General features: G+C 67.4%; 21 protein-coding genes. 17 read left to right on the top strand and 4 right to left on the bottom strand.

What is annotated here, in order from left to right; translation table 11 throughout:
* Positions 1-199 precede the first annotated feature (199 nt).
* The 5 genes from ACQPYS_RS22335 to ACQPYS_RS22315 are packed head-to-tail and all read left to right on the top strand — an operon-like array spanning position 200 to position 6400.
* Positions 200-1429, top strand: a complete 1230-nt coding sequence (locus ACQPYS_RS22335) for an ABC transporter substrate-binding protein (protein WP_433490709.1) — start codon at positions 200-202, stop codon at positions 1427-1429.
* Between the two features lie 7 nt (positions 1430-1436).
* Positions 1437-2312 (top strand): branched-chain amino acid ABC transporter permease, encoded by an 876-nt coding sequence (locus ACQPYS_RS22330; protein WP_433490708.1) that lies wholly within the window; start codon positions 1437-1439, stop codon positions 2310-2312.
* On the top strand, positions 2305-4071 hold the full coding sequence (locus ACQPYS_RS22325; RefSeq protein WP_063039714.1) for a branched-chain amino acid ABC transporter ATP-binding protein/permease: 1767 nt from the start codon (positions 2305-2307) through the stop codon (positions 4069-4071). Before ACQPYS_RS22330 ends, ACQPYS_RS22325 begins: the two co-directional genes overlap by 8 nt.
* Positions 4068-4802, top strand: a complete 735-nt coding sequence (locus tag ACQPYS_RS22320; protein ID WP_433490707.1) for an ABC transporter ATP-binding protein — start codon at positions 4068-4070, stop codon at positions 4800-4802. The genes ACQPYS_RS22325 and ACQPYS_RS22320 overlap by 4 nt, the downstream gene beginning before the upstream one ends.
* Complete coding sequence (locus ACQPYS_RS22315) at positions 4799-6400, top strand: AMP-binding protein (RefSeq protein ID WP_433490706.1); 1602 nt, start codon at positions 4799-4801, stop codon at positions 6398-6400. The genes ACQPYS_RS22320 and ACQPYS_RS22315 overlap by 4 nt, the downstream gene beginning before the upstream one ends.
* Here ACQPYS_RS22315 and ACQPYS_RS22310 read toward each other — a convergent pair whose 3' ends face one another.
* Positions 6401-7018 (bottom strand): TetR/AcrR family transcriptional regulator, encoded by a 618-nt coding sequence (locus ACQPYS_RS22310; RefSeq protein WP_431939859.1) that lies wholly within the window; start codon positions 7016-7018, stop codon positions 6401-6403. It lies immediately after the preceding gene.
* 87 nt (positions 7019-7105) lie between these two features.
* On the opposite strand from ACQPYS_RS22310, the gene ACQPYS_RS22305 reads away from it, so the two are divergent.
* From ACQPYS_RS22305 to ACQPYS_RS22270, 8 genes are all read left to right on the top strand, one after another.
* Complete coding sequence (locus tag ACQPYS_RS22305; protein ID WP_063039726.1) at positions 7106-8074, top strand: amidohydrolase family protein; 969 nt, start codon at positions 7106-7108, stop codon at positions 8072-8074.
* Positions 8071-8790, top strand: a complete 720-nt coding sequence (locus ACQPYS_RS22300; RefSeq protein WP_433490705.1) for an SDR family NAD(P)-dependent oxidoreductase — start codon at positions 8071-8073, stop codon at positions 8788-8790. Before ACQPYS_RS22305 ends, ACQPYS_RS22300 begins: the two co-directional genes overlap by 4 nt.
* Entirely contained in the window at positions 8787-9608 is an 822-nt protein-coding gene (locus ACQPYS_RS22295) for an enoyl-CoA hydratase/isomerase family protein (protein WP_433490704.1), read from the top strand. Before ACQPYS_RS22300 ends, ACQPYS_RS22295 begins: the two co-directional genes overlap by 4 nt.
* Positions 9609-9621: 13 nt before the next feature.
* Positions 9622-10380, top strand: a complete 759-nt coding sequence (locus ACQPYS_RS22290) for an SDR family NAD(P)-dependent oxidoreductase (RefSeq protein WP_433490703.1) — start codon at positions 9622-9624, stop codon at positions 10378-10380.
* On the top strand, positions 10377-12056 hold the full coding sequence (locus ACQPYS_RS22285) for a CocE/NonD family hydrolase (RefSeq protein ID WP_433490702.1): 1680 nt from the start codon (positions 10377-10379) through the stop codon (positions 12054-12056). The genes ACQPYS_RS22290 and ACQPYS_RS22285 overlap by 4 nt, the downstream gene beginning before the upstream one ends.
* The gene (locus ACQPYS_RS22280) at positions 12056-12859 is read left to right on the top strand and encodes an enoyl-CoA hydratase/isomerase family protein (protein WP_433490701.1); all 804 of its coding nucleotides are present in this window, start codon (positions 12056-12058) and stop codon (positions 12857-12859) included. The genes ACQPYS_RS22285 and ACQPYS_RS22280 overlap by 1 nt, the downstream gene beginning before the upstream one ends.
* Position 12860: 1 nt before the next feature.
* The gene (locus ACQPYS_RS22275) at positions 12861-13616 is read left to right on the top strand and encodes an SDR family oxidoreductase (RefSeq protein ID WP_063039738.1); all 756 of its coding nucleotides are present in this window, start codon (positions 12861-12863) and stop codon (positions 13614-13616) included.
* Between the two features lie 730 nt (positions 13617-14346).
* Positions 14347-14628 carry a DUF4254 domain-containing protein gene (locus tag ACQPYS_RS22270; protein WP_433490700.1) on the top strand — a complete coding sequence of 94 codons (282 nt, stop codon included), beginning with the start codon at positions 14347-14349 and terminating at the stop codon, positions 14626-14628.
* A 344-nt stretch (positions 14629-14972) separates the two neighbouring features.
* On the opposite strand, the gene ACQPYS_RS22265 is transcribed toward ACQPYS_RS22270, so the two are convergent.
* From ACQPYS_RS22265 to ACQPYS_RS22255, 3 genes are all read right to left on the bottom strand, one after another.
* On the bottom strand, positions 14973-15866 hold the full coding sequence (locus ACQPYS_RS22265; RefSeq protein WP_433490699.1) for an alpha/beta hydrolase: 894 nt from the start codon (positions 15864-15866) through the stop codon (positions 14973-14975).
* Between the two features lie 77 nt (positions 15867-15943).
* Positions 15944-16549, bottom strand: coding sequence for a TetR/AcrR family transcriptional regulator (locus ACQPYS_RS22260; RefSeq protein WP_084481563.1), 606 nt, complete (start codon positions 16547-16549; stop codon positions 15944-15946).
* A gap of 262 nt (positions 16550-16811) precedes the next feature.
* Entirely contained in the window at positions 16812-17021 is a 210-nt protein-coding gene (locus ACQPYS_RS22255; RefSeq protein ID WP_063039746.1) for a FitA-like ribbon-helix-helix domain-containing protein, read from the bottom strand.
* A gap of 282 nt (positions 17022-17303) precedes the next feature.
* Between ACQPYS_RS22255 and ACQPYS_RS22250 the strand changes: the two genes are divergently transcribed.
* The 4 genes from ACQPYS_RS22250 to ACQPYS_RS22235 all read left to right on the top strand — a co-directional run bounded on the left by ACQPYS_RS22250 (position 17304) and on the right by ACQPYS_RS22235 (position 22572).
* Positions 17304-18476 (top strand): aminoglycoside phosphotransferase family protein, encoded by a 1173-nt coding sequence (locus ACQPYS_RS22250; RefSeq protein WP_431939852.1) that lies wholly within the window; start codon positions 17304-17306, stop codon positions 18474-18476.
* A gap of 292 nt (positions 18477-18768) precedes the next feature.
* Positions 18769-20052, top strand: a complete 1284-nt coding sequence (locus ACQPYS_RS22245) for a cytochrome P450 (protein ID WP_063039751.1) — start codon at positions 18769-18771, stop codon at positions 20050-20052.
* Between the two features lie 206 nt (positions 20053-20258).
* Positions 20259-21485 carry an acyl-CoA dehydrogenase family protein gene (locus ACQPYS_RS22240; RefSeq protein WP_373861456.1) on the top strand — a complete coding sequence of 409 codons (1227 nt, stop codon included), beginning with the start codon at positions 20259-20261 and terminating at the stop codon, positions 21483-21485.
* Between the two features lie 328 nt (positions 21486-21813).
* Positions 21814-22572 carry a TetR/AcrR family transcriptional regulator gene (locus tag ACQPYS_RS22235; protein ID WP_431939850.1) on the top strand — a complete coding sequence of 253 codons (759 nt, stop codon included), beginning with the start codon at positions 21814-21816 and terminating at the stop codon, positions 22570-22572.
* The last annotated feature ends 72 nt before the right edge of the window (positions 22573-22644 follow it).

The raw sequence follows: 22644 nt of genomic DNA, 5'->3' as shown, positions 1-22644 counted from the left end.
TCCGGCTCTGGTCGCAGTTCTCGGGCGTGACGGCCGGGGTGACACCCTCACCGGCCGCCTCGCGGGAGAGTCGCGGTCTCCGCGGTCGAGCTCGCGGTGAGGGATCACGGACCGTTCCGGTCGTCCGATTCGGTTCGGGGAAGGTATTGACTATGTCTCATATCACATATACAAACGTTCATATACCTGAGGAGGTTGTATGTCGGAGCTCATCAGCGCGCCTTTCTCGCGTCGGACGGCGCTTGCCGGGTTCGGGGCCCTGGCCGCGGCCGGTGCGCTCGCGCTCAGTGGTTGCGGGAGCGGGGCCGGGGGCACCGGGAAGGTGGGGGTGGGGTGGATCGAACCGAAGACGGGGCGCCTCGCCGCCGCGTACAAGCCGATCTACGTGGGTGGGAGGTTGGCGCTCGACGACATCACTGCCGGTGGCGGCCTGCTCGGCGAGGCGGCCGAGCTCACCGAGATCGATGACAAGGGCAGTCCCGCGACACAAGCGGCGATCGCGCGACGCGTGGTCGGCGCCGAGCCCACCTTCGTCGTCGGCCCGACAGGGAGTTCGCAGGTGCTCGCCTCGGCGAGTGCGCTGGCGCAGAAGGGATTCATCCAGTCGGGCTGGGGTGGCAGCGCGAACCTGGGAAACGGGAAGGAATTCCCGTACTTCTATCAGCTCGTCTACAACACCACGCAACAGGCCGAGGCCGCCGTGCGATTCCTGCGGGAGGCGCGTGACAAGAAGCGGATCGGTCTGATCGTGGAGAACTCCGAGTTCGGAGAGTCGATCAGGACGGCGGCCATCGACTACCTCGCGTCCGAGTACTCGACCACCCCGGTAGCGGTGGAGACCTTCGAGGTCGACGCGAACGACCTGACCCCCTACGTCCGCAAACTGGAAGCCGCGAAGGTCGACGGGTTGGGGCTGTTCACCGGGCAGCCGCAGGCGACCATCCTGATTCTGCGTGCCATGCGAGCGAGCGGTTTCGCCCCGACGATCGTGTCCCACGACCTGAATTACGTTGACGCGCTCTCGGAATTCCGAGGCGAACTGCTGGACAACTTCTTCGGCACGACGTATCGCGGGTTGACCTACACCGCCACCGAGACCCCACATGAGCGGGTCGTCGCCCTCGCGGGACGTATCGCTGAGCACCCCGACACCGCAGGTCTCGGCTACTCCGCCATCACGAGTCCGTATTTCGACTACCTCACATTGATGGCCGATCTCGTCGCGCAGGAGAACACCGCCGATCCGCGGGCACTCAAGAAGGCGCTCGACGGAGTCCAGGGCTATCAGGGTGTGCGCTCGAAGATCGGCTTCACCGCCGACAACCACACCGGGATCGCCGACGAGGAAATCACGATCGGAACGCTGACCTCGGCGCTGGAACCGGAGTCACTGGGTGGCTTGCTGCGCCGCCGGGCCGACGGGCTGTGAGGCCGGAATGCTGACAGATATCGTCGTGCCGGGCCTGACCTTCGGCAGTATCTACGCGCTCATCGCCATGAGCTTCAATGTGTCCTATCGGCCGACCAACGTGGTCAACTTCGCGCAGGGCGAGCTGGTCATGGTCGGAGCGATGGTGGTCGCGGCGACCTCGCTCGGTGGACTGCCGTGGGGGTTGGCCGCGGTGGCCGTCATGGTTCTCGTCGGCGCGATCGCCCTGGTGGAGGAACGGATCGCGGTGACCCCGGTGTTGCGCCGGTCGAGCCACGCGACCGGCTGGGTCATTACGACTCTGGCGTTTTCGCTGGTGATCGGCGAGGTGGCGGGGAAGCTGTGGACCGATCAGCCTCGCGCTGTCGCACCGCCCGCCCCATTGTCGCTGGACCGGATCGACCTGGCAGGCGTGAGCTTCAACTCCTATCAGGCCGCGGTGGTGGTCGCGGCGGTGCTGGTCATGCTCGTGCTGCAACGTATCGACCGGACGCCGCTCGGATGCGCGATGCGCGCCGTTGCCGCCGACCGCGACGGCGCCCGCCTGCGCGGCGTGAATCCGTCTTCGCTGACCCGGCAATCGTTCTTCATCAGTGGTGCGCTCGCCGGGCTGGCCGGGCTTTTGGCCGCCCCCATGCTGCTGGCCTCTCTCGGCATGGGTTTGGCGCTTCTCATCAAGGGTTTCGCCACCCTGGCCATCGGCGGTATCGGATCCAACAAGGGCGCGCTGCTCGCGGGCTGGACGCTCGGTCTGGTGGAGGCCATCGGCACCAACTATGTGAGTCCCGGGCTCCAGACCGTGGTGCTGTTCGTCTTCATGCTCGCGTTCCTGCTTCTTCGCCCGAACGGGGTACTGGGCCAGAAGGTGATGCGCCATGTCTGATCGTCGCACGGTCCGGTTCGCGCTTATCGGCGCCGCAGTTGTCCTGCTCCTCGCGCTGCCGCTGGTCAATGCGCATCCCTCGTTCATCTACCTCGCGGCGATGGTAGGAATTCTCGCCCTCGTCGCGATGGGCCTGAATGTGACGATGGGCTACACCGGACAGGTCTCGCTGGGGCACGGTGCGCTGGTAGCCGTCGGGGCGTACACGGCGGCGATCCTGATGACCGATCAGGGTTGGTCGTTCTGGTTCGCCGCCGCGGTCGCCACGCTCACCGGCACGCTGGCCGGAGCGGTCATGGCACTGCCCGCATTACGACTGTCGTCGTGGTACATCGCGCTGATCACCCTGGGCTTCGCGATGGTCGCGCGCACCCTGATCGTGGAGCTCGAGTGGCTCACCGGCGGGTATGCCGGGATCGTCGGCATCCCGCGCCCGAGTGTCGGGGCGATCGAGCTCGGTGACCGCGGGGTGTACTGGCTGGTGATCGTCGTCGACCTGATCGTGCTGGCCTTGATCGCGAGCACGGCCCGCTCCCGGATCGGACGGTCGATGATGGTGGTGCGGGAATCGCCGGAGCTCGCGCGCGCCGTCGGTGTCGACGCCACCGTGGTCAAACTGGCCGCTTTCGCCGTGGGTGGTGCCGCGGCGGGGCTCGCCGGGGCGCTGCTGGCCGCCAACAACGGGATGGTCTCGCCCGACGACTTCACCCTCGATTTCTCCATCTTCTTCCTGATCGTGGTGATCATCGGCGGTGCGGGTCGGTTGTGGGGGCCGATTGTCGGCACCCTGGTGTTCTTCGCCGTGCCGGAGCTGCTTACCTCGCTCGATCAGTGGCGTGGGCTCATCTACGGTGTCGGTCTGCTGTTCCTGATGGTGTTCGCACCACGCGGCATCATCGGTGCGGTCGAGGCGTGGCGGGATCGCCGTACCCGGCGCTCGGACCCCGTCCCGGAGAAGCCGCTGCTCGCCCGGTCCGAGCATATGGCGTCCGGCGCGCCCGCGGCACTGTCGATATCGGAGGTGTCGAAGTCCTTCGGCGGTGTCCGAGCGCTCGACGGCGTCAGCGTCGAGGTGGTGCCGGGATCGGTGCACGCCATCGTCGGGCCGAACGGGTCCGGTAAGACCACGCTGCTCAATATTGTCAGTCGCATGCTGGTCCCGGATTCAGGGCGGGTGCGCCTCGACGAGACCGACCTGCTGTCGACCCGGGCCGAGCGGCTGGCCGCTTCCGGTGTCGCACGGGTCTTCCAGACACCCAAGCTCCTTCCGGAGGCGTCCGTCTCCGACAACGTGGTCCTCGGCGGATACGCGCGCCGCACCGCTTCGGTACTGGGGGTCGTCCTGCGGACTCCCGGTGGACGTCGGGAGGAACGGGAGGTCCGTGCGCACGCGCACGAGGTGTTGGTCGAACTCGGCCTGGGATCCTCGGAATCGTCGCAGGCCGATCTCCTGCCACACGGGCGGCAGCGGCTGCTGGAGTTGTGTCGCGCGCTCGTCGCCCGGCCTCGCCTGCTGATTCTGGACGAGCCCGCCGCGGGGCTGGCTCCCCATGAGCTCAGTGCGCTGGAACAGTTGATCGGCTCGATTCGGGACGGCGGGACGACGGTACTGCTGGTCGAACACCATATCGAGCTGGTGGCGCGGGTGGCCGACACGGTGACCGTGCTCGATCGCGGCCGATTGGTCGTGACGGCGACACCTGGCGAGGCGCTGGCGGATCGCCGGGTTGTCGAGGCCTATCTGGGAGTGAGCTCATGAGCGATGATGTTGTTCTCGTAGCGGAGAACGTGCACGCGGGTTACGGTCCGGTTCCGGTGGTCGCGGCGGTCGATCTGACTGTGTCGCGCGGAGAGATCCTGGCCGTCGTGGGTGCCAACGGCGCGGGCAAGACCACCCTGCTCAGTGCCCTGTCAGGATTGCTGCCGCCGGCCGAAGGACGACTGATCGTCGATGGTGTCCCGGTGCGGAAAGCGAGCCCGGACCGGCTTATCGAGCTGGGGGTGGCGCTGGTGCCCGAGGGACGGCGGCTGTTCAACGGGCTCACCGTGGACGAGCACCTTCGGATGGGCCTGTGGAAGCAGCGGCTGCCCCGCCGGATCGCCGCCGAGCGGCGGGAGCGGGTGGTCGAGCTCTTTCCGATCCTGCACGAACGACGGAATTCGCCGGCCGAGGTGCTCAGCGGCGGAGAGCAGCAGATGCTGGCCATCGGGCTGGCGCTGATGCGCGCACCCCGGCTGCTGATGCTCGACGAACCGTCGATCGGACTCGCGCCGGTCATCATCGACCGGGTCTTCGATGTGCTGGCCGCGCTGCGTGCCGAAGGGCAGGCGATCATCATCGTCGAACAGCGGGTAAAGAAGGTGCTGGAGCGGGCCGACCGGGCTGCCGTCCTGCAGAACGGCCGGGTGGTCGCCACCGGTCCGGCTGCGTCGCTGGTGGACGATCCGCGACTGCGGGCCGCGTATCTGGGAACAAAGGAAGTGCGATGACGAGTTGGTTGCGTCCCGCGGACGAATGTGTCCTCCCCACGGTGCTGCGTTGGCGGGCGACCGAGCACCCCGACCGGGTTTTCGTGGTCTTCGAGGATGGCGTCGAGTGGACCTACGCGCGGATGTTACGAGAGGCCGAGCAGGTGGCCGCCGGGCTGGCGACGCTCGGCGTCGGCCGGGGCGATCGAGTCGTCTCATGGTTGCCGAACGGACCGGACGCGCTTCGGGTGTGGTTCGGCGTCAACATACTCGGTGCGGTCCTCGTGCCGCTCAATACCGCCTATCGCGGCGGGCTGCTCGAACACGCCATCCGGCTCTCCGGCGCCGAGGTAGCGGTCGTGCATCCCGACCTGCTGCCGCGGTTGCGCGAGATCGATCTCCACAGCGTCCGCGAGGTGGTCGCCGTCGGTTCCGGTGATCCCGGTCCGCTCGCTGCCACCGTGCACGATGCGGCGATCTTCGCGGGCGGTCGCGCGAGCCCCCCTGCGGTGGACCTCGCACCGTGGGACACCTACGCGATCATCCTGACCTCGGGCACCACCGGTCCGTCCAAGGGGGTGATCTGTACCTACGCGCAGCTCAGCGCCTGCGCGGAGGCTGCATTCGAAGATAATTTCGGTGCCGATGATCGGTACCTGGTGACCCTTCCGCTCTTCCACGCCGGCGGCACCATCGGAGTCAACGCGGCAGTCGTGCTGGGCGGCAGCATCACACTGACCACCGAGTTCCGGACCTCGGAGTTCTGGAACCTGGTGCGGGCCACCGGTTGCACCCATGTCACGTTGCTGGGGGTCATGGCAACCTTCCTCGGCAAGCAACCGGAGTCCCCCACGGACACCGAGCATCCGTTGCGCCGGGTCTTCATGATTCCGCTGTCCGATGACGCGGCGGAGTTCGCGCGGCGGTTCGACGTCGATCTCGTCGCTATGTTCAATATGACGGAGGTGTCGATTCCCATCATCTCCGAGCCCAACCCGTCTGTCGTGGGGACCTCGGGCCGGGTACGACCGGGGGTGGAGGCCCGGCTGGTGGACGAGCACGACCGCGAGGTCGCGGACGGGACCGTCGGTGAGCTGATCGTGCGAGCGGATCGCCCCTGGATCATCGCGAACGGCTATCTGGGCAGGCCCGAGGCGACCGCGGCGGCGTGGCGCAATGGATGGTTCCACACCGGTGACGCGTTCCGGCGCGTCGACGGGGAGTTCTTCTTCGTCGACCGGCTCGGTGACACCATTCGTCGGCGTGGCGAGAATATCTCCTCCTTCGAGGTGGAAAGTGAGATCCTCGCGCACCCTGATGTGCAGGAGGTCGCGGTGGTGGCGACGCCCAGCCCGGATGGGGAGGATGAGGTGCTCGCGGTGGTGGCGCCCGTCGAGGGCCACCGGATAGATGTCGTGGAGTTGCTGGAGTTCGTCCGTCCGCGCATGGCGCATTTCATGGTGCCGAGGTTCGTCCGAGTTCTGGACGCGCTGCCCAAAACGCCTACCAGCAAAATCCAGAAGCACCTGCTGCGGAGCGAGGGCATCACCGAGGACACGCTGGATCGGGAGGACCTCGGTGTGGTGGTCAAGCGTGGCCGGTTGGGCTCGCGAGAGTAGTCAGTGTCGTCTCGTCCCCACCATGAGCATGACGATCTCGGTGTGCTGCCGGGCCAGCTCGACGGAATCGAGTCGGCCCGCGGGCCGGAACCACTGGCCGGCGTTCATGCACAGATCGAGAATCGACTTGGCCGCGATGTCCACGTCGATGCCCCGTTCCGGAAAGGTGAAGGTGTCATTCTCCACGCCGCGGCGCAGGCATTGTTCGAAGATCTCGCGAACCTCGCGCTGGCGCTGGAGAATTGTCGCGCCGCGGTCGGCGGGCAGGTGCCGCCATTCGCGCTGACTGACCATCCCCTCGATCTGGCGCTCGGTGTGGAAGGTGGAAATGGCCGCCACGATGGCCCGGAGTTGTTCGGCCGGGTCGTCACCGGCGGTGGCGAGTCCGTCGCGTAGCGCGGTGAGGGTGTCGTCGTGTGATCGCTCGAGGATCGCGAAGAGGACGTCTTCCTTCGATGCGTAGTGGTTGTACAGCGAGCCGGCGGTGACCTGGCACGCCGTCATGATTCGCCGTACCGAGGTGGCGGGGTAGCCGTCTCTGAAGAACAGCCCGGCGGCGACGTCGAGGATGCGCTGGGCGGTGTCGGTCGTGCGGGCATCGCTACGAGGTTCGGTCACATCCCGAGATTAGCAGTTATATGAACGAACATTTGTTGACGTACTTTCCGCATGCTGGTAAACAAACGTTCATAGATATTTGGAGGTATGGTGAAACAGCAGTCCGTGATCGACATGTGCGATGTCGTTTTCGACGAACAGGGCTGGCGGGCATACCTCCACGCCCTGCTCGGGAACGCACCTCGCTATCTCGAGGTCTTCGCCGGTCGATTCGGGCGGCTCAGCGGGCGATCGGCAGCGAGTGTGATGAAGGCATTCGCTGCCGATCCCGGCAACACCATCGGTTGGCTGGCCGAACGGCTCGGGTCGACCGAACCGCATGCGCACGCCGCGCGCCTGGCCGCGGACGGCATCCGGGCGCAGGTCGTGCACGGCGGTCCGTGGCCCACCACGCACGGCACGGTCAACGACCTGGTTGCCGCGCAGGTCGCCGCACACCCGGAATGTCTGATCGGCTGGGCGGGAGTGAGTCTGCGGGAGCCGGGTCCGGCGTTGACCGAGGCCATCCGAGCACTCGGAGAATTGCGGCTGACCGGTCTCTCGATCATCCCGTTTCTCGACGGAATCGACGTCGGCGACCAGGTCCACGATCCGCTGTGGCGACTATGCGTGGAACACGATGTGCCGGTCTGGATACACAGCGGCCAGCACTTCCGCACCACGGTGCCCGCGGGGATCTCCGCTCCTTCGGTGATCGACCGGATCGCCGGACGCCACCCCGATCTGCGCATCGTCATGGGACACGGTGGCTGGCCCTGGGTCCTCGAGGCCATCGCGCTGCTGCAACGCCATCCGCGCGTGTACCTCGAGTTCTCCTCCCACGACCCGGCGACGATGGCCGCGGCCGGCTCCGGCTGGGAACCGCTGTTCCTACACGGTGCTCGCTCGATACAGCGCCAGATCATGTTCGGCTCCACCAGTTGGACGCACGGACGATCGGTGCGCGAGATCGCCGATCGGGCGGACCGGCTGCCCATCGACGAAGATGTGCGGCACGCCTGGCTGTACGGCAATGCCGAACGGATGCTTCGACTCGACGCGGTGGTGTCGCGATGACCGGGCTTCTCGACGGTCGCCGGATCCTGGTCACCGGCGCGCTCGGGGGTATCGGTACGGCGGTGACCCGGCTGATCGAGTCCGAGGGCGGCACGGTGGTCGGCATCGATCGTCCGGAGTCCGTGGCACGCGCCGGCGCACCCGCGGCGTACGGTCTCGACCTGACGGCCGCGGGAGCCACGGCCCGGGTCCAGCAGCTCTGCCGGGAGCTCGGTGGCATCGACGGACTGGTCAACAACGCCGGGATCGAGTATCGGGCCGCGCTCGGTCAGCACACCGACGACGACTGGTCACGGGTCATGGCTGTCAATCTCGACGTGCCGTTCCGGCTCGGCCGCGACCTCGCGGGCCTGCTCGAGTCCCGAGTCGACGCGGCGATCGTCAACATCTGTTCGATCGCGGTCACCGGATTCGCCGGCCAGGTGGCCTATGACGCGAGCAAAGGAGGCCTGCAGACACTGACCCGCTCGCTCGCGGTGGAACTCGGCCCCCGGGGCATCCGCGCCAACGCGATCTGTCCGGGATTCATCGATACTCCGATGCTCGACACCGGCTCCCTGCGCGGCCTCGCCGCCAAGGTGGCCCGCGGTCTGCCGCTGCGTCGGCTCGGCATCCCCGACGATATCGGGCACGCCGTGGTGTGGTTGCTCAGCGGTCGTTCCCGATACATCACCGGACAGTCGCTCTACGTCGACGGAGGCATGACGCGCTCATGAAAGCCCAGGACGAGCTCACCGCACCGCATTCCACACTGCGGGTCACGCTGCCGGGCCCCGGCATCGTCTGGATCACCCTGAACCGCCCGCACCGCCTCAACGCCATCGATCGTCGACTCGGAGCCGAACTGTGCGCCGAACTCGAGCGGCGCTTCGCCGACCGCGCGACCCGGGTCGTCGTGCTCACCGGCGAAGGACGTGCCTTCTGTGCCGGTGACGATCTCGGCGCGGTCGAGGAACATTTGCGCGGTGACCGCACCAACTCGCCGGTGGTGGGTGACACCGCCGATCCCATCTACCTGCGCATCATCGAGATGATTCTGACGGCCCGGGTGCCGGTCATCACTTCGATCAACGGCTTCGCTGCCGGGGCGGGCGCCGAGCTCGCCTGTGCCGGTGATCTGCGCATCGCTGCCAGCAGCGCCCGCATCGGCAGCGGCCTGCTGCGGGTCGCCCAAGCGGGCAGCGTCGCCATGCTGGGCCGCCTGGTCGGCCCGGCGCGGGCCACCGAGATCTACCTCTCCGGCGAGTTGCTGGACGCGGCCGCCGCCGAGCGGGCCGGAATCTTCGGCCGCGTGGTACCGCCGGCGGAACTCGTGGCGGTCACGCTGGTCGAGGCCGAGCGGTTGGCCCGATCGGCCACCGCCGCGATCGGATTGTTCAAAGAACTGCGCGAACGCTGTATCGGTCAGCCGATCGAAATGGCGTTGCGCCTACAGAACTCGGTGCACATTCGTAACAACGTCGAAGTCGCCGACGCCCACGAGGGCGCGATGGCCTTCCTGGAAAAGCGTGACCCGCACTTCGTGGGCAGATAAGGGGCACAACGCCATGAACATCTTCGGTTCCTTCGACCAGCACGTCGCCGTCATCACCGGCGCGGCCAGCGGTATCGGTGCCGCCTCGATGAAGTTGTTCCGGCAGGCCGGGGCGACAGTCGTCGGCCTCGACCTGCACGCCGGCCCGGACATCCTCGCGTGCGACGTCTCCGACCCCGCAGCCGTGGACGCGGCGCTCACCGAGGTGGTCGACCGTCACGGTCGGCTCGATATCGTCCACGGCAACGCGGGTATCAATATCGCCGGTCGCGCGCATTCGCTCTCCGACCAGGACTATCGCCGGGTGATGGGTGTGTGCTGCGACGCCAACTTCTACCTCGTCCGGTCCGCGGTCGGCCATATGCGCGAAACCGGTGGGGTTTTCGTCTTCACCACCTCGATGTGCGGTGTGGGCGCCACACCGAGGTCGCCGGTGTACAACATGGCCAAACACGCGCTGATCGGTCTGACCCGGTCGGTGGCGGTGGATTACGGCTCCCAGAACATTCGCGCGGTGGCGCTGGTCACCGGCCCCACCCACACCGCGATGGTCGACGAACTGTGGCCCGAGGGCCTCCTGCGGCAGACCCTGGTCGACTCCACGTCCGTCGGACGACTGAGTACCCCGGAAGAACAGGCGCGGGTCGCGGTGTTCGCCGCGCTGCCCGGCTCGGCCTACCTGACCGGTGGTGTCCTCACCGTCGACGGCGGCGCCACCGCGGGATGGAACGAGATGGCCACCCGCATGCTGACCCTCACCGCACCGGCATGAACCCCGACGCGAGCTGGCACAGCGATGTCGAGAGCCCGATGCGGGACGGCGTCGTGCTGCGTGGCGATCTCTGGCGACCGGCCCGGCCCGCGCCCGTGGTGATCTTCCGAACTCCCTACGGCCGCCGCAAGATCAGCTCCGATGTCCTCCGGCCGATGGACTGCGTGGAGTCCGGTTACGCGGCCTTCGTCCAGGACACCCGGGGGCGGTTCGGCTCCGACGGTACGTGGAAGCCGATCATGTGGGATCAAGAGGCCCTCGACACCCACGATACGGTCGAGTGGGCAGCGGCCCAGCCCTGGTGTGATGGGACGGTGATCCTGGCGGGCACTTCCTATGGCGGGATCCTGTCCATGCTCGGCGCGGCCACGCGCCCGCCACATCTGGCCGGTGTGGCCGCGGCCATGGTGACGACCGGCAGTCGTGACCGGGCGGAGATGGGCGGCGCGCTGCGGCTGGACCACCTGTTCGGCTGGATGATCTACATGGCCGCCGACTGGCTCGCCCGCAATCCCGAGTACGCAGACGCCGACAACGTCGCCCTGCTCGGGTCGTTATTCGCCGACCCGATGGCGGCGATGCGGTCGTGGCCGCCGTCGGCGAATCCGCTCGCCCGGCTGCGTGGCTTTCCGCTCGATGTCGAGCAGTTGCTCGCGGGGGCCGGGACAACACTGCCGGAGTGGGCGCCGGAGGCGATCGAGGTGCCGGTGTTCGTGAGTACGGGCTGGTACGACGTCTACGCGTCGTCGACGATCGATACCTTCACCGCCGGGGCGGCCGCGCATCCCGAGGTGCCGTATCGGCTGGTCATCGGGCCGTGGGCGCATACCGGGCCCCTCCAGCACATCCAGGGTGAGGTCAACTTCGGTGTGTCGGCCTCGGCGGCGGCGATCGGCCTGCCCACCCGGCAACTGGAATTCTTTCGGCGATGCGCCGACACCGCACCAGTGCTGCCGTCACGGCAGGTCGACTACTTCCTGATGGGCGCCGACGAGTGGAGGTCCGACGATCGGTGGCCGCCGAGGGAAGTGGTGTCGCAGCGATTCCGGTTGATTTGTGGCGCGGGCGAGGGCCGGGCCGGCGGACTGGTTTCCGAGGAGAATCGGCAAGGCGAGGACGGTATCGACACCTACGTCCACGACCCGCTCTCGCCGGTGCCGAGCCGGGGCGGCCGGCTTCTGCACCTGGGTCGCCTCGCTCCGGGGCCGATCGATCTCGGCCGGCATTGCGCGCGCGCCGACACGCTCCACTACCTGACCGCGCCGCTGGAACAGGCCGTGGATGTGGTGGGCGCGGTATCGATGACGGTGTGTGTGAGCCTCGACCGCTCCGACACGGACCTGTTCATCAGGCTGATCGACCGGCATCCCGACGGTCGGCTGCTGCCCGTGGCCGAAGGCAACACCCGGGTGCGGTTCCGTGACGACCTGACCACCGCGTGTCCGTTGCCGCCTGGCGAAACAGCTGTCATCACTGTCGATCTGGGCAATACCGCCCAGCGGTTCGCGGTCGGGCACCAGCTCGGCGTACTGGTGACGAGCAGTAACTTTCCGCACGTCGATCGTAACTTCGATATCGCACCGGTCACCGTCGACCCACCGCCGGTCACCGTGAGTCTGCACACCGCGGGCTCGATGCTCACCCTCGACATCCTTCCTGGCGAAAGGAGCCGATGATGTCGGTATGGACCGAACGACACGAGGCCGCAGTGGCCGTGCTGTCGTACCGAAACCCACCCCGGAACTTCCTCACTTTCGCCGCGCTCGCCGAACTGGGGGAGATACTGCGGCGGATCGCCACCGACGACACGATCTCGGTGGTGGTGCTGCGCAGTGAGGTTCCCGGCTACTTCGTAGCGCACGCGGATTTGGCGGAACTCGCCCTGCTCGCCGCTGGCCCCGTGCCGGAGGCTCGTTCCTGGTACACCACTATGCGGCTCGTCGAAACCATGCCGCAGCCGGTGATCGCCGCGATCGACGGGCAGGCCTGGGGCGGTGGTGTCGAACTCGCCCTGTCCTGTGCGTTGCGTTGGGCGAGCGAGTCGGCGCACTTCGCGTTGATCGAGACATCGCTGGGCATCATCCCGGGAGCGGGCGGGACACAACGGCTGATGCGGCTCGTCGGCCGTGGCGACGCCACCGAAATGGTGTTGAGCGGAGAAGCTGTCGATGCCGGGCGGGCGCGGCAGATCGGATTGATCGGCCGGGTCTTCGCGACCGAGGGCTTCGACGAGGCCGTTCTGGCCGCCGCCACGAGGCTGGCTCGGAAGCCACGGGCAGCGCTCGCGGCGGCGAAACGAGTGCTGCGCGACGGCGCCGAGCTGGGGGTCACCGATGCTTTCCGTCTCGAGGGTGCCGCCTTCGCGGAGCTGCTCGCGACGCCGGAATCCGCTGCGTTGCAGGAGCGTGCGCGACACGCCTATGCCACCGCAGCCGACGACGAGCCGGTGCACTTCGGCACCTACCGAGAGGAGCGCTGATATGCCCGGCGGCGTCGCGGTCGTCACCGGTGCGAGCCGGGGGGTGGGCCGCGCGATCGCCCTCGAACTCGCCGACCTGGGCTATGACATCGCCGTGGGTTACTACTCCCGAAATGGCGATGCCGCCGACGTGGTCCGCGCGATCGAGCGCTTCGGCCGGTCGGCGTGTGCGGTGCAGGTCGATACGCGCGATCCCGGCTCGTGCCGTGCGATGGTCGACCGGGCGCGCACGCTGGGGCCGGTCCGGGCTGTCGTCGCCAACGCGACCGGATTCGCCGACTCCTCGCCCGCGCTGACCTCGACGGTGCAGACTTCGATCGAGACATACACCGAAATGTTCACTGCCCGGGTGGGCTCCGTGCTCGGCCTGGTCGAGGCGGCGGGCGACGATCTACGCAACGGTGGTCGAATCGTCGCCGTCAGTAGCACCGGTACCCGGCGATACGTTCCCGGGTACGCACCCATCGCGGTATCGATGGCGGCGACGGAAGCCGTGATCCGCTACTTGGCCGTGGAGTTGGGCCGGGTAGGCGTCACCGCGAATATCGCCAGCGGCGGGGTCATCGACACCGACGCCTTGTCGGCCGTCTCGCCGGACCCGGAGCGCCTCAAGAGACTGGTCGCCAAGTCGACTCCGCTCGGCCGGGTGGGCCGGGCCCCCGACCTCGCCCGCCTGGTGAAGTTCCTGTGTGGCGACGACGGCGCATGGGTGAACGGCCAGACCGTGATCGCCGATGGCGGCAATCTGATCGCGTAACCCGCTCGGTGCGCGGCCGCCGAGCCGCTGATCGTCGAACGCGGCGCCGGCGCGCTCAACCGGCCTTGATCGGGGGCTCCGATTTTTGTGGTTGACGTCACACCTTGGATCGATTATGTTTCATTACAACGCGTAATGTAATGAAAGGAGTGGTTCGTGCGCGACGAGGTGCGATTCTTCAGTGGCGGGGTAAAGCCGCGGGGCGGAGTGAGTGCGCGATGAGTAGACGACCCCGCCCGAGGCGGCAAGGTGGCGAACGCGCCCATCCCGCCGATGCGGCCACGGGGCTGACACTGCACGACCTGCAGATCGTCAGTCGCGTGCTCGGGTTCGGTAGTGCCGAGGATCTGGTCGGTAGCGAGCTGTGGCTCGGCCCATCCGGCAGTCGGCCATCGAAGGAGGGTGTTGCCGACCCGCCGAATCGGCCGGCGCTGTCGCCCTCGGCGGGCGAGAGCTGTCCGGGTGGATGCGAAGGCGGCCGGCATCATGGCCGCAACGGTTGCCGGCACCTCGCGACACCGCGGCGGTGATTCGGATGCCGGCGATCATCTGTTCTACGCTGCCCACCTGTTCGGCGCGCCCGGCGCACTACGCGTTACCGACCGGGGAGGAACTGCTGTCGGCGATCCGAGGTCATCATGTCGGACCTCACCCGCTGGCCCGGGTCGCTTGTCGGCTCGGACGGCTTCATCGTCCGGATGCGCGGAGTTCGGTCCGCGCGAAACGATACTTGCGCAACGCCTTGGCGCGGCAAGCCGACCGGTGGGTGGCCGACCACGCGCCGGCACCGCATCCCACCGCCACCCTGCACTCGGAATCCATGGGCGCGGTGATCGATCGACTCGCCCGCCAGCAGGTCTACGCATATCACCTGCTGATGACCACGAAGCCGTCCGACCCGGTCGTGCACGCGCAGTGGTATCGGCTCGCTCAGCTGATCGACGACTACACCGATCTGGCCACCGCGGTGACGACCGGGGCGCGACGCCTGCCGATTACGCCGATCGCGTAGGTGGCGAGCACCTCGATCACTGCCCTCGATGGGTCCGAGAGGCTGCCGCCCGGGGCTTCGGCAACCGGCGATGAACTCGCGGGTGCCGCGGGTGCCGCCGGTGGCCGCCTCGGTCCGGCCGCGTGGAAGCGGCGAGCTGCGTCGCAGGCCCATTCGGTCATCGCGCGCGGTCGACCGGAGGCAGCATCCGTGGTTCGCATACCGCAGATCGCTTCTCGCTGCATTTCGCCTCGACCTCGCAGCACGCGGCCGATCCGTCGTCCCTGCGGGGGCGCCGCTGTCGGGGTCGCGATCTCATGACGTCGAGGCTGCGACTCGATTCGATCGCCGTGGGGGTCGGTCCGTCACTGCTCGGCGAGGTTCGTCAGCAAGAAGTCGCGGGCGGCCGCGGCCGCCTGATCGAATCGCTCACCGTATACCGCGAAGTGACCTCCGGGGATCAGGGTGAGCTGTTTGGGCTCCAGGGCGTCGGCGTAGCTCTGTAGGGCGATATCGCTGGGCGTGAGGGTGTCTTTCTCGGCGATCACCATCAGTAGGGGAGTCGGGGAGACTCGGCGTAGGAACGCCTCTGGTGCGTAACCCTGGAATTTGTCCACGCTGGAGAGCGTGACCTCGTTGCGCCAGGTCGGTACCTGTGGGCCGTTGGCCAGCAGCCATTCGTAGACCTCCGTTCCCGGCATCGCGACCAGTTCGGTGGGGTCGTCGGAGGCGGCCTTGATCATCTGGTGCGGTTCGCCCGCGGCGCGGGCCGACCGGTCCGCGGCGATCGCCTGATGTACGGCGGGCAGCATGATCGACGGCACGAGGCGGCCGAAGGTCGCCCAGCCGTTGGTCAACGGGACCTGCGACACAACGGCTCGGACTCGGCGGTCGGTGGCGGCGACGACCAGGACGTGGGCACCGGCGTAACTGGTTCCCCAGATGCCGATCCGATCGCTGTCGATTCCGTCGAGTGTCTGTGCGTAGGTCACCGCGTCGCGATAACCCTCGATCTGTGCGCCCGGGTCCACCTCGAAGCGCGGTTCGCCGTCGGAGGTGCCGAATCCGGGATGGTCGTAGACCAGGCAGGCCAGCCCGGCGGCGCTGAATACCTCGGCGAACGGTGCGACCCATTCCTTGACGCCGGCGAATCCGTGTGTCATCACCACCAGGGGCACGGCGCCGGTGCGGCCTTCCGGTCGATACAGCCACCCGCGCAGGGAGACACCACCGCTGAGGAACTCCACGTCTTCACGCATCGCGAAACCTTTCCATTACATTGCGACGTGTAATGGAACTTAGGCGAGCCGGCGATATGAGGTCAACCACAGAATTATCAGCGCTGGTATCGACCTACGGCATCGAGTGCGGACTGCACCGTGCGTTGTACGAATTCCTCGTCGATCGGCCCGAGTTCGGGTAACAGTGCTCGCATGAGCATCGGCCCGGTGATGAGATCACACACCCATTCGGAATCGAATCCGGGTTCGATCTCGCCGCGGGCGGTCGCGCGTTCCAGGATCGTGGCCGTGGAACGCCGGCGTGGTCGTAGGAACTGCTCTTGGAATCGTCGTGCGGCCTCCGGGGTGCGACCGAGCTCTTCCAGCAGGCCCGGCACTGCCCGGCGCAGCACCGGATCGTTGAACAGGTCACGCTGATGTTGCTGGATCGCGAGCAGCTCGGCCTCGATCCCACCCAGGTCCTCGGCGCCGGGCTGCAGTCCGTACCGGTCGATCAGTACCGAGACCACGAGATCGGCCCGGGAACTGTACCGGCGGTAGAGTGCGGGCCTGCTCGTCCCCGCCGCATCGGCGACGGCCTGGAGGGTGAGCGCGCCGTAACCGCGTTCGGCGATCAGTTCCGCGGCGGCCTCGAGCAGTGCGGCGTCCACTCGGCTGTCGCGTGGACGGCCGGTGCGCGGACCAGCGGAGTTATCCAGCATGGCTTCACCGTACCGAGGGTGATCACCGACATCGCAGAACGGTCGCGGGGCGGGACACGGAGCTACACCGTTGATAGCGTTCTCGCTCCGCCGGGCCCGAATGGGTGGATCGCACCGTTCGGCTTCGGCGGTTTCGTGTCCCAGCGGAATGTGGGGTCATGATCCGGTTCTCTTCCGGCATTGGTGCGATCGTGGCCGGCGGACGGGGTGAACAGGTCGTCGACCGACCACTGATCGTCGGCGTGCGCTCCGACGCCGAGCGTCAGTCCGCGGGTTCGGCCTGCTCCGGGTCGTCTTCGGGGTGCTCCCCGGACAGGACCTTTCCCAGGCGAACTCTCTCCGGGGAGCGCGTCACTACCTCCTCCAGAATGGCGAGGACCTCCGCCTCGGTGCTGCGACCGTGATTGTCCGCGCGAATCCGCAGGGCGCGATACACCGCGTCCGGTACATGTCGAACAGATAGCGTCACCATAGCGGGCGTCTTTCGTCGACAGTGGTCGGTGACCCGATTATATTTCGCGCTCCGGCAAACCGCCGGTGCCGGTGGCGTCTCGGTCCGATATATGCCGCGCGCGGGGCCCGAATGGGGCGCGCCGGGCCGATCCGCCGCCGCATCGTAGAGTAATTCGTCGAAACCTGTTCCAGCGCAGCGAATATGGCGCAAAATCGGAAATCGTCTGTGTGAAGGAAAAGTCCGGACCGGACGGTTCGGCACGGTGCGCGCTTTCGCGCGCATCCGGAAAGTGAGGCGGAAATGAATCACAAGCTCTGGTTGCTCGGCCGGCTCGTCGCGGTGGGCGGGCATATCGTCGGCGAGAAGCTCACCGGGCACCGGGCCCGCACGATCGACGATGTGCCCGCGTCCGGCGCCGCGCTCACCGCGGAATGGCTCACCGCCGTGCTCTGCCGGGACGCACCCGGTGCCGAAGTGGTCTCCTTCGACATCTCGGGTGGCAGCAGCGGTACCTCCACCCGGGTGGCGATCCGGGTGGAGTACAACGAGGCGGGCCGGGCCGCGGGGCTACCGGAGGCGTTGTTCGCCAAAACCACGTCTTCGCTGAGTCAGCGGATTCTGCTCGGCGGCGGCAAGATGATCGACGGCGAGACCCGTTTCTTCCGCGATTTCCGGCCGAAACTGGAGATCCAGGCCCCGCTGGGCTACTGGGGGGCGTCGGATCCGGCGTCGTGGCGGTCGATCGCGCTGATGGAGGATATCGCCGTCACGCGGGGCGCGGTATTCAGCGAACCGACCGCCCCGATCGGCCGTGCCGAAATGGAGGATCTGGTCCGCAATCTCGCCCGGCTGCACGGGACCTTCTGGGAGGATCCCGCCATCGAGGTGCTCAAGACCACCAACGAGGCGTTGCAGGCCTATCTCGCCGCGATCGATATGAAAACCCGCTGCGCGGTGGGTCTGGGCCGGGCGGCGGAAGTGGTTCCGGAAAGCCTGCACGGACAGGCGGACCGGTTGTGGTCCGGCGTCGAGCGTGCCGTGGACCTGGCCACGACCGAACTCCCGCACACCCTGCTGCACGGCGACCCGCATATCGGGCAGACCTACCGGACCGCCGAGGGACGGATGGGTTATGTGGACTGGCAGGTCGTGATGCGCGGCGGCTGGGGGCACGATTTCGCCTATACGGTCAATTCCGGTTGCGAACCGGAGGACCGCCGGGCCTGGGCCGAAGAACTGCTGCGGGCCTATCTGGAGGAACTGGCCGAGGCCGGCGGGGTGGCGCCCGACTTCGACACGGCCTGGCTGATCTACCGGCAGCAGTCGATGTTCGCCTACGCGGCATGGGCGTTCACCATCGGCCGGGCCGCGTATCAGCCCGAGATGCAGTCGAGGGAGACCTGTCTCACACTTTTGCGGCGGATCACCTCGGCCATCGACGACAATCGATCGCTGGACGCGCTCGGCGTATGAGAACCGTTGCGCCGGCCGGGTTTCGGATTTGCCGAGCCCGGCCGCGTCGCGGCGGCGAGAATGGCCGGCGGAATATTCGGACCAGACCGATCGAAACTGTGCGGACTAGTCCAACAAAAACTCGAAAAAGACGGCCGTACAACTTGTTTCTGAATCGATCAGATTTCGTGACCATGTCGTACCATCGCCTGGTTCCGGCTCGAGTCAGCTGATTCTGCAGGAGGAGCCTCGAACCGGGATCGGCCGGTGGAAAACCATCGGCGCCGCAACCGGACGGTATGGAGTTTCGTTCTTGACTACCTCGGATCACCGAAGACACGCTCAGGCCCACGTGCACGGTTCGCCGATCGATTCCGATGATCCGCGGATACCGCTGTACCTCCCGGAATTCGCCGCCGATCCGCACCGGTTCTACCGGGAGATGCGGGGTCGGTACGGGTCCCTGGCGCCGGTGGAACTCGCCCCCGGCGTGCCCGCCACCCTGGTGATCGGATACAACACCGCCCTGCGGGTGCTCAACGATCCGGATCGCTTCCCCGCCGACCCTCGGGTCTGGCAGAAGGATATTCCGGCCGAGTGCCCGATCCTGCCACTGCTGGAATGGCGGCCGATGGCCAGCCGGTGCGCCGGACAGGAATTCGTGCGCTACCGGCAGGCGATCACCGCGAGCATGGACGAAGTGGACATGTACGCGATCCACACGGTCGTCGAGAACATCGCGGGCCCGTTGATCAACTCGTTCTGCGAGGACGGTCACGCGGAATTGATCCAGCAGTACGTGTTCCCGCTGGCGTTCCAGGTGATCAACTATCTGCTCGGCTGCCCGCCGGAGATCGGGCAGCAGGTTGCGGCCGGGACGGCCGCGCTGCTCGAGGGCGTGGACGCCGAAAGCGGCAGTCGTATGCTGGGCGAGGCCCTGATGAACCTGGTGTTGCTCAAGCGCGAGCAACCGGGCACCGATATCACCTCGGTGCTGCTGCAGCATCCGGTCGAGCTGTCCGAGGAGGAGGTCTCCCACCACGTCTCGCAGGTATACGGCACCGGGATCGAATTCGAACTGAACCTCATCGTCAACACGCTGCTGCTGATCCTCACCGATGAACGGTTCGGCGGCAGCGTCCTCGGCGGGAACCTCACCTCCCGCGACGCCTTGGACGAGGTGCTGTTCAACGACCCGCCGCTGGCGAATCTGCTGATCACCTATCCGCGGATGCCGATCCTGCTCGACGATGTGTGGCTGCCCGCGCATCAGCCGGTGGTGATCAGCATGGCGGCCTGCAACAACGATCCGGCCATCCGCACCTCGGAGCTGACGGGTAACCGCGCCCACTTGGCGTGGGGTCTGGGTCCGCACGCCTGCCCCGCTCAATCGCTGGCCTATATGGTCGCCGAGGGTGCCATCGATCAGCTGCTGGACGCGATACCGGAGATGCGCGCGGATTTCCCCGACGGTGAGCCGGTCTGGCGGCCGGGCCCGTTCCACCGATCGCTGGCGGGTTTGCCGGTGACATTTCCCCCGCAGATCCCGCTGCCCGGTTACGCGGACACCGCCGCCCGGCCCGCGGTCCGGGCCTGAGCCCGGCAGGCGGCCACTTGCGACGGGACCCGGACCCGGCGGGTTCGGGCCCTGCGCGGGACTGCGGCGGCTCCGGTGGTGCTGTGCGGCGCCGGGGTCGCGGGGGCCCGGTCCGGCGCCGCCGAAGTACTTGAATTCGGATTCAAGTTTGGGTTACCGTCGGGAGGGCTTGAAGCCGCGCCCCGACGATCGGAGTTCTCGTGGAACTGTTCACCTCGACCGAGCGTGCCCGCGAGTACCGGCGCACCCTGCTCGCCTTCATGGACGAGCGCGTGTATCCGGCCGAGCCGGTCTATGCCGAGCAGATGGCCGCGGCGGGGGATCCACATCATCACCCGCAGATCCTCGAGGACCTCAAGGCCGAGGCCAAGGAGCGGGGATTGTGGAATCTGTTCCATCCGCACCCGGAGTGGGGCCCGGGCCTGTCCAATCTGGAGTACGCGCCGCTGGCCGAGATCATGGGTCGCAGTCCGGCGCTGGCGCCCGAGGCGTGCAACTGTTCCGCGCCCGACACCGGCAATATGGAGGTCTTCACCCTCTTCGGTACCGAGGAGCACAAGCAGCGCTGGCTCGAACCGCTGCTGGCGGGCACCATCCGGTCGGCGTTCGCGATGACCGAGCCCGGGGTCGCCAGTTCCGATGCCACCAATGTGGAGATGCGGATGGAACGCGACGGCGACGAGTACGTGCTCAACGGCCGGAAGTGGTTCGCCTCCAACGCCATGCACGCCAATTGCAGGGTGCTCATCGTCATGGGGAAGACCGATCCGGACGCGCCCAAGCATCGGCAGCAGTCGATGATGGTGGTGCCGATCGACGCCCCGGGTGTCACCGTCGTCCGCAATCTGCCGGTGTTCGGTTATGTCGATCGCGAGGGGCACGCCGAGATCGAGTTCACCGATGTGCGGGTCCCGGTCACCGATGTACTGAAGGGCGAGGGGGAGGGTTTCGCGATCAGCCAGGCCCGGCTGGGCCCCGGCCGCATCCATCACGCCATGCGCGCGATCGGGATGGCCGAACGCGCACTGGAACTCATGTGTGCCCGGGCGGATTCGCGGACCACATTCGGGCGCAAGGTCAGCGAACGGGCCAATATCCGGGACTGGATCGCCGAGGCGCGCATCGATATCGAACAGGCGCGGCTGCTCACCCTGAAAACCGCCTGGATGATGGATACGGTCGGCAACAAGGAGGCCCGCACCGAGATCGCCGCGATCAAGATCGCCGCGCCGGTGATGGCATTGCGGATCGTCGACCGTGCCATCCAGGTGTACGGCGCGGCCGGTGTGACCGAGGATTTCCCGCTCGCGAGCATGTACGCCCATCTGCGTACCCTGCGGATCGCCGACGGTCCCGACGAGGTGCACAAACTGACTATCGCCCGGGCCGAGCTCGGTAAGGCCCGCGCGGCGGCCGAAGCCGCCGGCAGCTAGTGGTGCCGGCCCGGGTCCGGGGATGTGGCCCGGGCATTCCGGTCCGCCGCCCGATACGTTGGATATGTCCGCTCGGTGCCCGGCTGTTCCCCCGACGCGACCCTGCGGGCCGAGGCCGGCCGGGCGACCCCGCGCGATACCGGGAACTCCGATCGGATCACCGCGTCGGCGACGGGCCGCCTGTTAGCGGCGTGAACGCACTATCCGAGCCTGTTCGCGCCCGCCACCACCGCCTTCCGTATTCCGCCCGGCCTGCGCTCCCGGAGTTCATTCGCGCCCGTCGCCGGCTTCCGCGATCCGGCCGGCCCGCGACGACTGTGAGTGGCCGGTGAACGCTCGGCAGGAGAACGTATCCGGGGCCCGGACGAGCGGCGGCGGAGCCGACAGCGTATCCACGGGTGGGAAAACCGGCGAGGGAGCTGCGCGGGAGCTCACGGCGGCCGGTCGTCCGACCCGGCCCGCCCCGAAGAGCCGCCGCGGGATCCGCACCCGGGCGGCGCTGCTCACGGCCGCCCGTGCGGTTTTCGAGGCCGACGGGTTCGTGGATGCGCGGATCAGCGACATCACCCGGACCGCCGGGGTGGCCTCGGGGTCGTTCTACACCCATTTCGACAGCAAGGAAGAAATCTTCGCCGAGGTCGTCGATCAAGTCCGGGAGGAGATGCTGCATCCGCACGTCCGCGCGCGCGCCGGGAGCGACGATCCGCGCGACTGGATCGCCGCGGCGAACCGGGAGTACCTACGGTCCTATCGGCGCAACGCGCGGTTGATGGCCGTTCTGGAGCAGGTGTCCCGGGTGGACCCACAGTTCGCCGCGCTGCGAGCCGAGCGGGCTTCGGCGTTCATCGATCGCAATGCGGCGTTGATCCGGGATCTCCAGGAGCGCGGTCTGGTGACGCCGCGGTTGGACGCGCGGGTGACAGCACTGGCGTTGTCGAGCATGGTGAGCAAGGTGGCGTATCTGGTGTTCGTGGACGAGGAGCGGATCGAGTTCGACACCTTGCTGGAGACGCTCGACTGGATCTGGTGCAACGCTCTCCAACTGCCCGAATCACCCGGTGCGGGAACCGAGTCCGATCGGCGATGAGAGTTCGTGCTCCGCGGCGCGGGTGGCGCTCGGGGCGAGCTGTGGCCGTATCGGGCCGGATTCCGGGGATTT

The sequence above is a fragment of the Nocardia grenadensis genome (assembly GCF_050942415.1).
GTDB lineage: Bacteria > Actinomycetota > Actinomycetes > Mycobacteriales > Mycobacteriaceae > Nocardia > Nocardia grenadensis.
Note: the sequence above shows the minus strand (reverse complement) of the source record. Positions and strands in the feature narration are given on the sequence as shown.